Source organism: Agrococcus sp. KRD186, from assembly GCF_017168255.1.
GTDB lineage: Bacteria > Actinomycetota > Actinomycetes > Actinomycetales > Microbacteriaceae > Agrococcus.
The window spans coordinates 321,750-334,640 of record NZ_JABFAP010000001.1; the positions used below are offsets into that span (position 1 = coordinate 321,750).

Annotated in this window: 7 protein-coding genes; all 7 read left to right on the forward strand. The window is 74.8% G+C overall.

Annotated features, from left to right (window positions below):
- Window positions 1-502 (forward strand): hypothetical protein (locus J1M46_RS01670; protein WP_206446250.1); only part of this gene is annotated, 502 nt, incomplete at its 5' end.
- A gap of 71 nt (window positions 503-573) precedes the next feature.
- The gene (locus J1M46_RS01675) at window positions 574-1,416 is read left to right on the forward strand and encodes a PP2C family protein-serine/threonine phosphatase (protein ID WP_342384220.1); all 843 of its coding nucleotides are present in this window, start codon (window positions 574-576) and stop codon (window positions 1,414-1,416) included.
- Window positions 1,416-2,774, forward strand: a complete 1,359-nt coding sequence (locus J1M46_RS01680; RefSeq protein WP_206446251.1) for a serine/threonine-protein kinase — start codon at window positions 1,416-1,418, stop codon at window positions 2,772-2,774. The genes J1M46_RS01675 and J1M46_RS01680 overlap by 1 nt, the downstream gene beginning before the upstream one ends.
- Window positions 2,771-8,500 (forward strand): Ig-like domain-containing protein, encoded by a 5,730-nt coding sequence (locus tag J1M46_RS01685; protein ID WP_206446252.1) that lies wholly within the window; start codon window positions 2,771-2,773, stop codon window positions 8,498-8,500. The genes J1M46_RS01680 and J1M46_RS01685 overlap by 4 nt, the downstream gene beginning before the upstream one ends.
- A gap of 7 nt (window positions 8,501-8,507) precedes the next feature.
- A complete protein-coding gene (locus J1M46_RS01690; RefSeq protein ID WP_206446253.1) occupies window positions 8,508-9,485 on the forward strand; it encodes an AAA family ATPase in 978 nt (325 codons plus the stop codon).
- 14 nt (window positions 9,486-9,499) lie between these two features.
- Window positions 9,500-10,678 (forward strand): DUF58 domain-containing protein, encoded by a 1,179-nt coding sequence (locus J1M46_RS01695; RefSeq protein ID WP_206446254.1) that lies wholly within the window; start codon window positions 9,500-9,502, stop codon window positions 10,676-10,678.
- Window positions 10,675-12,828, forward strand: coding sequence for a transglutaminase-like domain-containing protein (locus tag J1M46_RS01700; RefSeq protein WP_206446255.1), 2,154 nt, complete (start codon window positions 10,675-10,677; stop codon window positions 12,826-12,828). Before J1M46_RS01695 ends, J1M46_RS01700 begins: the two co-directional genes overlap by 4 nt.
- Window positions 12,829-12,891 lie beyond the last annotated feature (63 nt).

Here is a 12,891-nt window from a genome sequence, read left to right on the forward strand (position 1 = left end):
CTGCGAGCTCGCACCACAGCTGGGCTCGGGGCCGGGCGGGCTCGGCGTCGATCCGGCGCGGGCCGCGGCGCTCGCAGCCATCCTGGTCGCCAGCCCGCTCCTGCGCGATCTGGCGATCGAGCTCGCCATCGACGGCGCCGACGCGGCGGCAGCCACGCTCGCGGCGAGCGGCGATGCCGACGCGATCGCCGGCGACACTGCGGCGAACCGCTTCATGGGCGTCGGGCCGGCGCCCGACGCGGAGCGCCTGCACGAGCGGCTCCGTCGATGGAGCGCGATCGCCGCGGCAGTGCCGCTCGAGGCACGCGCGCCGCTGCTCGTGATCGTCGGCTTCCTGCAGTTCTTCGTGGGCAGGGGCCGCACCGCGGCACGCTGCGCCGAGCTCGCGATGGCCGTCGATCCGAGCCTCACGATGGCGCCGCTGCTGCGCGACATCGTCGACGCCAGAGGCGCTCCCGACTGGGTGCTGCGACCCGATGCGTCAGCCACCCAGCAGGCCTGAGGACCCGGTGCGGATGCGCGTTGCTGGGCGTGGTGCATCACCTGCCGCCCGAGCATGGGAGAATGGAGGACGTGACCCACATCGGAGCGGCGACCGGCGAGCACGCGACACAGGGCCCTGAGGGGCAGCGATTCGCAGTGCGCTGGGCAGGTCTGACCGACACCGGCTTCCGTCGCCAGCACAACGAGGACTCCCTCGTCACGCAGCCGCCGATCTTCGCGGTGGCCGACGGCATGGGCGGGCACTCGCACGGCGACCTCGCCAGCAAGGCAGTGGCCGAGCAGCTCGGAGGGCTCGCCGACCTCGAGGCCGTCGAGCCGATCGATGTCGTCGACGCGCTCCGCCGCGCGACCGACATCATCGAGAAGCTCGGCGACGGCGAGGGCGCCGCAGGCACCACCGTCACCGGCTGCGCCTTCGCGATGCACGACGACGCCCCGCACTTCGCGGTCTTCAACGTCGGCGACTCCCGCACCTACGCGATGCTCGGCGAGCGCCTCACGCGCATCACCATCGACCACTCGGTCGTGCAGGAGCTGATCGACGCGGGCCTGCTCACCGAGGAGGAGGCCGAGACGCACCCGGAGGCCAACGTCGTCACGCGCGGCGTCGGTGCCGGCATCGACCCGGTGCCCGACTACTTCCTGCTGCCGATCATGCCCCAGCTGCGCCTGCTGGTCTGCTCCGACGGCCTCACCAAGGAGGTGCACGACATCGATATCGAGCGCCTGCTGGGTGAGCACGCGGAGCCCGCAGCCGCCGCCAGCGCGCTCGTCGCCGCTGCGCTCGACAACGGCGGACGCGACAACGTCTCCGTCATCGTCGTCGACGTCACGAAGGCCCCCACGGTCGACGACGTCGACCGCACCGTGCCGCGGGCGACGCTGCGCGACGAGGAGACCAGGCGAGCCTGATGGCCAGGCGGCTCCCCTCCGCGCCGCCGGTCCTTCCCGGCTACTCGCACCTCCACGTGCTCGGCACGGGCGGCTACGCCGACGTCTTCCTCTACGAGCAGGCGCTGCCGCGCAGGCCGGTCGCCGTCAAGGTGCTGCTGGCCGAGCTCGTCGACGAGGACGTGCGCCGCTCCTTCCGCACCGAGGTCAACCTGATGGGTCGCCTCTCCTCGCACCCCAGCATCCTCACCGTCTACGGCGCGAGCGTCGCGAGCGACGGCCGCCCCTACCTGGTGATGGAGCTCGCCAACCCCGAGCTGGGCGACCGCTTCCGCACCGAGCCGCTGCCGGTCGAGGCGGCGCTGCGCGTGGCCATCCGCATCGGCGCCGCGGTCGAGACCGCGCACCGCGGCGGCGTGCTGCATCGCGACATCAAGCCCGCCAACATCCTCACCACCTCCTTCGGCCACCCGGTGCTGAGCGACTTCGGCATCGCCGGCCTGCAGCACGACACCACCGAGGCGGCCGGGGTCTCTGTGCCGTGGGCGGCACCCGAGGTGCTGCGCGGCGACACCGGCGGCACCGTCGCCACCGAGGTCTGGTCGCTCGGCGCGACGATCTTCTCCCTCATCGCCGGGCGCAGTCCCGCAGAGCAGCCCGGCAGGGCCAACGACCACGACGCGCTCAGCAGCCGCATCATGAACCACGAGCTGCTGCCCTCGCGCGCCATCCCGGTGCCGCTGCGCACGGTGCTCGACAAGGCGCTCGCAGCCAAGCCGAGCGACCGCTACGAATCCGTCGAGGCGATGCTGCGCGAGCTGCAGGCCGTGCAGCGCGAGCTCGGCTTCGACGAGACCGCCGTCGAGGTCGAGGTCGACGCGTGGGCCGCCGAGCCCGCGCCCGAGCCCGCGGTCGAGGAGGATTCGGATGCGCTGCGGCTGCGCGCGCGCCGCTCGCGCAGGGGCGCGGGCATCACGGGCAGCCGGGTCGACATCTCGCAGTCCACCGGCAGGCGCCAGCCGCAGAAGCCGAAGCGCTTCGCGATCGGCGTCGGGGTCGGCGTCGCGAGCATCGTCGTGCTCGGGATCGTCGCGGTCGCGGCCATGGCGCTCTCGAGCGTCTCGCAGCAGATCCCCGTGGTCGCCGAGGTCACGGCGGCGCCGGAGTCCGGTCGCGTCGTCTTCAGCTGGGACGACCCTGGGCTGGTGGGCACCGACAGCTACCACGTGCGCACCACGACGGGCGATGCGTTCATCCAGGGCGGCCGCGAGTTCTCGCTCACCGGTGAGCCGGGCGAGCAGCTCTGCATCGACGTCGCCGTCAACCGCGACGGCAGCACCGGCGAGCCCACCAGGGCGTGCGCGGAGCCACTGCCGTGAAGCGCCGTGTCGCCGGTATCGCGCTGGGCAGCCTGCTGGCTGCCGGCGTCGTCGCCGGGGCGGTGCTGACGCCCGGCTACGCATCGCTCGAGCCCCAGCTCGACGGCTCGAGCGTCTGGATCGCGAACGCCGATGCCGGGGTGATCGGGCTCGCGAACACCGCGAACAGCTCGATCGAACGGGTCGTGAACGCCGGCTCCGCCGATCTGGCGCTGCAGGCCGCCAGCGGCACCGTCATCATCGACCGCGACGCATCGACTGCCCGCGTCGTGCGCGAGGGCGCCGCGCAGCCGGGCCCGGCGGTGCCGATCGCCCCCGAGGCGGAGGTGGGCGTGCGCGGCGACCGCATCATCGTCACCTCGCCGACGACCGGCGACGTCTGGCGCACCACCACCGGCGCGCTCGCCGAGGGCGCTCCGCTCGGGGAGGCGGTCGTCGCGCTCGGTCGCGGCGGCGTGGCCGTGCTCACCGACGACGGCCTGCTGGCCGCCTCGCCCGGGCTCGGCCGCGTGCTGCGGGTCGACGCCGCTGGCGAGATCGTCTCGAGCGACCGCGCCCCGGTGTCGCCCTCGGCGCCCGACCTGCAGCTGACGGTGCTCGGCGACGACTGGGTGCTCTACGACTCCGGCTCCGGCGTGCTCTCCACCCGCACCTGGCAGACGGTGCTGGATGCCGGCGGCGTGCGCCTGCAGGAGCCCGGCGCGGCGTCCGCGAGCGTGGTCTACGCCGCCGACGGCACGCTCGTGCGCCAGCAGCTGGGCGTGCCGAGCTCGACCGTGCTCGCCTCCGGTGCCGGCGGCGAGGCCGCGGAACCCGTCGTGGGCGAGGAGTGCATCTTCGCGGTCTGGCACGACGGCACCGCCTGGCGCTCCTGCGAGGGTGCCGAGCCGGTGGTGCTGAGCCTCGAGGACGTCGCCTTCGACGCCGAGCTGCGCATCCTGCAGCGCGGCAGCGCCACCGCGGTCGTCGACCCCGGCACGGGCGACGCCTGGGCGATCGATCGCGACGGCAGCCGCATCACCGGCTGGCAGCTCGCCGACGACGAGCCGACCCCCGAGGACCCCGCGGACGGCGAGACGATCGAGGAGACGGTCGAGGCCGACCCTGCGCCGCCGGTCGCCGAGGACGACGAGCTCGGCGCTCGCCCGGGCGCGGTCACGCTGCTGCCGGTGCTGCTCAACGACAGCGATGCGAACGGCGACCCCATCGTCATCACCGAGGCGCAGGTCGACCGCGACGACGCATCCGTCTCCCTCATGCCCGACGGCCGCAGCATCCGGCTGGAGGCGCCGGAGTCGGGGGAGGCCCGCGTCAGCTACCGGGTCTCGGACGGCACCACGAGCGGCCAGGCCGTCGCGACCGTCACGATCCGCTCGGGCGACGAGCCGCCGGAGCTCGTCCGGCCGCTGCAGGCGACGCTCGAGGCCGGCGGTTCGATCGTGCTCGATGCGCTCGACGGCTGGGTCGACCCCGAGGGCGACCCGCTCGCCGTGCTCTCCGCCACCGCAGAGGAGCCCGATCAGGTCAGCGTGCGCGACGACGGCAGGCTCGAGTTCCGCGACGGCCGGGCGGGCGCCCAGCGCGAGGTGCGCGTGACCGTCACGGACGGCGAGCACGAGGTGACCGAGGCGATCGCGCTCACCGTGCACGCGGGCACCGTGCCCATCACGGCGCAACCGGTCACCGCCGTCACGCGCGTGGGGCAGGAGCTCGTGCTCGAGCCGCTGCTGGCCGCGCGCGGCGGATCCGGCGAGCTGAGCCTCCACAACGTGGTCGCAGGAGCCGCCCCAGCCACCCCCGACTTCTCCGACGGCACCATCAGGGTCAGCCCCACCGAGCCCGGCCTGCTGCGCTTCGGCTACGTCGTCAGCGACGGCGAGTCGACCAGGGACGGGCTCGTGGTCGTGCGCGTGCTGGAGGGCACCGACGCCTCCTCGGCACCGGTGACGCGGCCGGCGCGGGCCACGGTGGCGGCGATCAGCGCGACCGAGGTCGAGGTCGACTCGCTCGCCCACGACCCGGCCGGCGGCGTGGTGGCGATCACGGAGGCATCCTCCGACACTGAGAGCGTGCGCGCCGAGGTGCTCGACGGCGACCGCGTGCGGCTCTCGCTCGCCGATGATCTCGACGGGGACGCGCGCGTGACGTACACGGTCACGAACGGCCTGACCTCGGCGACCGGCGAGCTGCGGGTGTCGCAGTCGGCGACGGCGGCCGTGCAGGCGCCGATCGCGCGCGACGACGTCATCTCGGTGCGACCCGGCGGTCTGGTCGATATCCCGGTGCTCGCCAACGACGAGCAGCCCGACGGCCTGACCATCGCTCTCGAGCCGCAGCCGGTGGCGGCGCCGGAGGCGGGACTGCTGTTCGTCGACGGCGACCGGATGCGCTACGTCGCCGCAGAGGAGCCGGGCACGTTCACGGCCACCTACGCGGTGCGCGGCCCCGATGGGCAGACGGCGAGCGCCGACATCACGTTGCGGGTCACCGACGCCGCACAGCGGACGAACGCTGCACCCATCGCACCGACGATCGAGGCCCGCGTCGTCGCGGGCGCGAGCGTCGACCTGCCGCTGCCGCTCTCGCACGCCGACCCGAACGGCGACCCCGTGCAGCTGCTCGGGCCGTCGGCCGCGCCGGCGCTCGGCTTCGTCACGCAGTCGGGGCGCTCGTCGACGCTGCGCTACCAGGCGGGCGAGTACTCGGCGGGCACCGACGAGTTCCGCTACCGCATCAAGGACGACCTCGGCGCGGTCGCGGAGGGGCTCGTGCGGATCGCCGTCGTCGAGCCCGGGCCGGCGCTGCCGCCGGTGCTCGAGCCCGACGAGGCGCAGATGCGGCCCGACTCGACGCTCGTGGTGCCCGTGCTCGAGAACGACAGCGACCCCGCGGGGCTGCCGCTGGAGATCGTCGCAGTGGAGGCCGTCACGACCGGAGCGACGGCCGAGCAGCGCGACGGCGCCGTGATGGTGACCGCGGGTGCCGACACCTCGGCGATCGGCGTGCTCGTGACGGTCGAGAACTCGGCCGGATCGAGCGCCACCAGCTGGCTGCGCGTCGAGGTCGACCCCGACGCGCCGCCGCCCGCGCCGGACGTGGAGGACGTGCAGGTCGCGATCCAGTCGATCGCCGACGCTGAGGCGGTCGTCATCGACCCGCTCGCGCACGCATCGGTGCGGGACGGCCGCAGCGACGTGCTCGAGGCCGCGCTGCCGCTGGAGACCGCCGGCGTGCAGCTGCGCGACGACGGCGCGGTCGAGCTCGCGGTCACCGACCGCACCCGCTTCGTGCCGTTCACCATCAGCCGCAGCGACGACCCCTCGGCGATCGGCACCGCCGTGATCGCCGTGCCGGGACGGCTCGACGCGCTGCCGCAGCTGCGCGCCGACGTCGCGCCGCTGACGGTGCAGGCGGGAGAGACGATCGAGATCGCCATCGATGATGTCGTCGAGACCGTCGACGGCCGCGGCGTCTTCCTCACCGACGCGAGCACCGTCGAGGTCTCGCCCGACTCCGGGGCGAACCCGGTGATCGACCTCAAGACCCTGCGCTTCTCGCCTCCCCCCACCTACTACGGCCCGGCCAGCATCAGCTTCGAGGTGACCGACGGCGACAGCGCGACCGATCCGGAGGGCCGCATCGGCACCATCGTGCTGCCCATCGAGGTCGTGCCCGGCGACGATCAGCCGCTCAGCGTGCTCGGCGCCTACGTCAGGCTCGAGCCGGGCGATGAGCGCGAGATCGACCTGACCCGCATCACCCGCTCGCCCGATCCCGCCCGGCTGCAGGCGGCCACGTGGGCGATCCTCGACGGCGTGCCGCCGGGCTTCCGCGCCTCCGTCACCGGTTCGACGCTCACGGTCGCCGCGCTCGAGGGCACCGCCGCGGGCACCACCGAGGATGTCGACATCGGCGTGTGGGACGCCGCGGGCGAGGGCCAGCACGGTGCCGTGCGGCTGCAGGTGATCACCTCCACCAGGCCGCTCGCCGCCCCGGTCGCCGACGCCGTCACCGTGCAGCGCGGCAGGAGCGCGCAGGTGGAGCCGCTCGCGAACGACGAGGCCTCCAACCCCCTCCCGACCGTGCCGCTGCGCATCGGCGCGATCAGCGAGGAGGGCGCCGCCGAGCGCGGCATCAGCGCCTCGCTCGACGGCGGCACCGTGACCATCGACGTGGATGACACGGCGCAGATCGGCACCACCATCGTCCGCGTGCTGGTCGTCGACGCGACGGGTGTGCCCGGTCGCGCCGTCTGGAGCCCGATCACCGTGACGGTGCAGGACGTGCCGGATGCGCCTGCGCCACCCGTGCAGGCGTTCGACGAGCACGTGGACGGCGTGGTCACGATGCGCATCGAGCCACCCGCCGCGAACGGCAGCCCGATCACCGGCTACCGCATCATCGGCGGCGACGTCAGCTACGAGTGCGGAGTGGAGCCGCGCTGCCGCATCGAGGGCCTGCCGCCCGGCGTGGAGCTGCGGCTGCGCGCCGTCGCCGTCAACGCGCTGGGCCCGAGTGCGCAGTCCGCCGCCTCGGAGCCCGTGCACGCCGACCGGCGGCCCGCGATCGTGCGGGGCATCACCGCCACGCCCACGGGCGAGCCCGGCTCGGTGCGCGTCACGTGGCAGCCCGTGCCGCAGCCGCAGGGCGGCACGCCCATCGAGGGCTACCTGGTGCGCATCACCGGCAACGGGGCCGACCGCGTCCTGCGCGCGGGCGCCACCGAGCGCAGCGCCGTCGTGACCGAGCTGTCGCCCGGGCTGGCGTACTCGGTGGCCGTCGCGGCCACCAACGCCGCCGGCGTCCCCGACGAGGGCTGGCACTGGCCCAGCGCGCCGGTGCCGTTCACGGCCGTCGGCGAGCCCGCCACGACGCCGGTGCTGATCACCGGCCGCACGCCCGGCACCGTGACCGCCAGCTGGTCGCGCGTCGACGCCGGTGGCGCGACGCGCGTCGCCTACGCCGCGCGCATCGTGCCGGTCGGCGACGCCGCCGCGCTCAGCTGCGACAGCAGCGGCACGGGCGAGCCCGCGGGCACCACCGCCACGAGCGCCACGCTCTCGGTGGCGGAGGGCTCGCGCGTGGTCGTGGCAGTCACCGCCGACAACGGTTGGCACTGCTCGGTCTCCGTCTCCGAACCGGTCTTCGGCAAGCCGGCACCGGTCGATGCCGCACAGGTGCGGGTCGCCGCCGGCGACGCGCAGGTGCGCGACGACGCGCTCGACCTGCAGCTGACGCAGGTCCCCTCGCTGCCCAGCGACATGTGGTTCGAGGCGCGGGTGCGCCAGTCGCCCCAGGCGACCGAGCCGGGCTGGACCAGGGTGGCCGTGAACTCGTGGCTCACCCCGACCACCACGTCCTTCGCCTACGGGCGGGACGCATCCGTCGACCTGCGCGTCTGCGCGCCCCCTGGCGCCGGCCCCTCGAAGGTGTGCTCCGATCCGACCGCGGTCGGCACCGGCATGCCGCTGAGCCTGGAGGCCACCGTCAACGCCTGCACGCCGCTCGCACCGCTGAACGCCACCCCGCCCGCGAACGCCGGCGCCGTCCTCCAGAGCGAGGTCGTCGCGGCCTACCTCGTCGGCGGCACGTGGCGCGCCGAGCAACCGGCATCCGAGCCCGTCCCGGCGGGGGCGACGCAGGTGCGGGCGTGGGGCGTCGTAACCTATCTGGAGTCCGGACCGCATCGCGACGTCGAGCCGACCGTCGCGGGCTGCGGGCTGTGAGCAGGCCATGACCATCGACCGGAGGGAGTCGCCCGTGGAGGTCGATGTCGCGAGCATCCAGGAGCTGGCCGAGCACGTCGTCGAGCGCGTCGAGCGGGTGCTGGTGGGCAAGCCCCACGCGGTGCAGCTCTCGCTCACGGCCATGCTCAGCCACGGCCACCTGCTGATCGAGGACAACCCCGGCACCGGCAAGACCTCGCTCGCCCGGGCGCTCGCTGCCAGCATCGACGGCACCGCCAGCCGCATCCAGTTCACGCCCGACCTGCTGCCGGGCGACATCACCGGCGTGAGCGTCTGGAGCCAGGGGCGCGGCGAGTTCGAGTACCGCCCGGGCCCGGTCTTCGCCAACGTGGTGCTCGCCGACGAGATCAACCGCGCGAGCCCGAAGACGCAGTCGGCGCTGCTCGAGGTGATGCAGGAGGGCCACGTCACCGTCGACGGCATCGCGCACCCGGTGCCGCATCCGTTCATGGTGATCGCGACGCAGAACCCGATCGAGCACGCCGGCACCTACCAGCTGCCAGAGGCGCAGCTCGACCGCTTCGCCCTCAAGGCCTCCATCGGCTACCCCGACCACGCCTCGACCCTGCGCATCCTCACCGATTCGGGCGAAGAGGTCTCACCCGAGGAGATCAAGCCGGTGGCGGATGCGCGGCTCATCCAGGCGATGGCGGCCCGGATCAGGAAGGTGCACGTCGAGGCGTCGATCGTCGACTACGTCGCCCGCCTGGTCGAGGCCACCCGGGAGGCGGACGAGGTGCGGCTGGGCGTCTCGGTGCGCGGCGCGCTCGCGCTCGTGCGCACGTCCCGGGCATGGGCGGCGATCCATGGCCGCGACTACGTCACCCCCGACGACGTCAAGGCACTCACGGTGCCGGCACTCGCGCACCGGCTCGTGCTGCAGCCCGAGGCCGAGTTCGATGATGTGCGCCCCGAGAGCATCGTGCAGCAGCTGATGCTGACGGTGGCGCCGCCCAGGCGCTGAGACCGAGCACCGGGATGCGCCTGCTCGACGCCGTCACGCGCACGCTCACGCCGTGGGGCTGGACGCTGGTCGCGGTGGTCGTGCTCGGGCTCGTGCTGGCGCGCGCGCTGGGCTGGACAGAGGCGCTGGTCGCCGCCGTGGCTGCCGCGGTGCTGCTGCTGGGTGCCATCCCGTGGATCGTGGGCGCGCGCTGGGCGAGGGCGCGCATCGGCCTGAGCGCCGAGCGGGTGCCGGTGGGGGCGGACGCGCTCGCGCTCGTCGAGGTGTCGCGGCCGACCCGCGCGGTGACGCCCAGCCAGGTCGACCTGGTCGTCGGCGAGGACGAGGTGGTGCTGGAGATCCCGCCGATCGAGGTCGACGGCCGCGTGGTGCGCTCCGTGCCGCTCGACACCTCCAGGCGCGGCCTGCGCACCATCGGCCCGGCCACCATCATCCGCACCGACCCCTTCGGCGTGCTCGAGCGGCGCCACCGCCTGACCGACTCACGCACCCTCGTCGTGCACCCGCGCGTCGTGCGGCTGCCGGGGGGTGCCGGCGGCATCGTGCGCGACCTCGACGGGGAGGCGGCCGCCGAGCGCACCGCCGACGACGTCTCCTTCCACAGCCTGCGCGAGTACGCGCCGGGTGACGACCGCCGGCTGGTGCACTGGCGCTCGAGCGCCCGGCTGGGCACGCTGCTCGTGCGGCAGTTCGAGCCGTCCAGGCGCGCCGACACGCTGATCGTGCTCTCCACCGATCCGCGCGAGTACGACGGCGACGACTTCGAGCTCGCGCTCTCGCTGGTCGGCACCCTGGGCCTGGCGGCGATGGCCGACCGCCGCACGCTGCGCATCGTCGAGAGCCCGCGCGGCGAGCGCGGCGAGGCGCACGCCATCGACGCGGCCACCCGCGATCGGCTGCTGGATGCGCTCGCCGTGCTCGAGCCGCAGCAGCAGCTCGGCATCGCTGCGGCCGCTCGCGCCTCCCGGCGGGCGGCTCCCGGCAGCCTCGCCTGGCTCATCACCGGCTCCACGGTGTCGCCGCGCACGCTCCGCACGGCGGCCAACGGCATGCCCGCCGGCGTGGTCTCGGTGGTCGTGCGCGCCGCGGTGGGCGCGCTGCCGTCCCGCTCGCGGCTCGGCGACGCCGATGTCGTCACCGTCGGCGCCATCGAGGATCTCTCGCGCGGCATCGGGCAGTCGAGGCAGCGATGATCCAGCGCGCCCCCGCCGTCGCCATGCTGCTGCTCGCCATCGGCGCCGCCTGCGTCCCCATGTGGTGGATCTTCGGCACGCTGCAGCTGGTGGTGGCGCTCGCCGTCGTGCTGCTCGTCGGGGCCGCGATCGCATGGCTGGGCACGGTGCGCCGCTGGTCGTCGATCACGATCATCCTCACCGGTCTCGCCGCCCTCGCGCTGCTCGCCGTGCCGCTCACCGCACCCCAGCGCATCCCCCGCGGGGAGTGGCTGCCGGCCTTCGCCGACGCCGCCGCGGCGGTGGTGCTCGCCTGGCGCCGCCTGCTGACCATCGGCCTGCCGGTCGGCACCGGCGACTCGCTGCTCATGGCACCGGTGGTGCTGGTGCTCGCCGCCACGATCATCGGCGTCTCGCTGGCGCTGCGCTCGAAGCGGGCGGAGACCGCGGCGCTCGTGCCCGCCGCCGTCGCGGCCTGGTCGATCCTGTGGGGCCCGCACGAGCTGCCCAGCCCGTGGCTGACGGGCCTCGCCGCGATCGTGCCGATCGCCGCGTACGTCGCCATCGTGCGGCAGGCGCGCCGCCGCCGCAGGGCGCCCCGCGCGCTCTCGTCGCTCGCGCGCCGGGTCGGCGCCGGCGCGGTGGTCGCGGTGCTCGCGGTGGGTGCCGCGGGCGCGGCGGGCGCGGTCGTGACGCTGCCCGACCGCACGGTGCTGCGCGGTGACAGCCCCTCGTCGATCGATCTCGAGGGCGCCTCGCCGCTGGCGGCCTACCGCTCCTACTGGTCGCCCGAGAGCCGTGACGCCGCCCAGCTGACGGTCACCGGCCTCGAGCCGGGGGACCGCATCCGCACCGCCGTGCTGGAGAGCTACGACGGCGAGGTGCTGGGCGTCGGCCGCTCGGCGTTCGAGCGCGTGCCGATCGCCGAGCCGGGCGACGGCCGGGTGATCGGCGTCACGGTCGACGCCCTGACCACTCCGTGGCTGCCCGTGGTGGGCAGCCCCTCGGCGATCCGCTTCGTGGGCGACGGTGCCGAGCGGCTCGCCGCCGGGCTGCACAGCAATGACGCGCTCAGCACCTACTACCTCGAGCTCGGCATCGCGCCCGGCGACGGCTACCAGATGCTCTCCGAGCCCGGCCACCCGATGGTCGCGCCGGAGGCCGTCGCCGCGCTCGAGCCCGCCGACCCACGGCAGGGCTCGCAGTCGTTGCCCGACGCCATGCTCAGCAGGCTCGCGGCATGGACGGGCGCGGCGGCGACGCCCAGCGAGCGGCTCGCCGCGATGCTCGAGGGGCTGCGCGCCGACGGCTACGTCAGCCATGGCGTGGGGGCCGATGAGGCTCCCTCGCGCCCCGGGCACTCGCTCGAGCGGCTCGAGGAGCTGTTCGCCGAGCCGATGATCGGCGACGCCGAGCAGTACGCCACCGCCGCCATGCTGCTGGCACGGCAGCTGGGCTTCGACGCCCGGGTGGTCGTGGGCTTCACGCCCGAGGGCATCGCGTCCGGCGAGCCGACCGTCGTCGTCGGGGCCGATGCGGATGCGTGGATCGAGGTGCGCACGGAGGCCGGCTGGGTCGGGCTCGACGTGACGCCGGAACCGCGGCCGATCCCCGAGCAGGATCAGGGCTCGCCGACGACCGTCGAGGAGCCGCCGATGCAGCAGGCGCCCGCGCCGGCCCCCGGCGGGCAGACCGAAGCCGGCGACGCGGCGGCACCCAGCGCGCCCCAGGACATCGACGACGGCGTGACGCGCCTGCTGCAGGCGCTCGCGGCCGGCGCCGCGGTGCTCGGGCTGCTGGCGCTCGTCGCCGCGATCCCGGTCGGGCTGGTGGTGGCGAAGGTCGTGCGCCGCCGGCGGCGACGCAGCGCCGAGGAGCCGCGCGACCGGGCGGAGGGCGCGTGGGCCGAGGTGGTCGACGGGCTCCGCGACCGCGGCGAGACGCTGCCGCCCGGCGGCACGCGCCTCGAGCAGGCGGCCGCCGACGCGCGCATGCGCGAGCTCGCGCACCGCGTCGACCGCGCCGTGTTCGCGGCGGACCCGCCCAGCGAGCCAGAGGTCGACGCGACCTGGCTGCTGGGCCGGGCCGTGCTCGACTCGCGCGACGCCGGTCAGGGCTGGCTGCAGCCGCTCCTGACGCGGCTGAACCCTGCCTCGCTCGTGCGCCGGTAGCGCGGCTCTCCACAGGCCCGCCGTCCCTCGCCGCGCGAGCAGTCGCCGGTGGCGCATCCTGCC

What these genes read in the sequence shown, in the direction of transcription:
- J1M46_RS01695 (WP_206446254.1), top strand. Translation starts at nt 9,500, where the DNA reads ATGCGCCTGCTCGACGCCGTCACGCGCACGCTCACGCCGTGGGGCTGG.
- J1M46_RS01700 (WP_206446255.1), top strand. Translation starts at nt 10,675, where the DNA reads ATGATCCAGCGCGCCCCCGCCGTCGCCATGCTGCTGCTCGCCATCGGC.
- J1M46_RS01690 (WP_206446253.1), top strand. Translation starts at nt 8,508, where the DNA reads ATGACCATCGACCGGAGGGAGTCGCCCGTGGAGGTCGATGTCGCGAGC.
- J1M46_RS01680 (WP_206446251.1), top strand. Translation starts at nt 1,416, where the DNA reads ATGGCCAGGCGGCTCCCCTCCGCGCCGCCGGTCCTTCCCGGCTACTCG.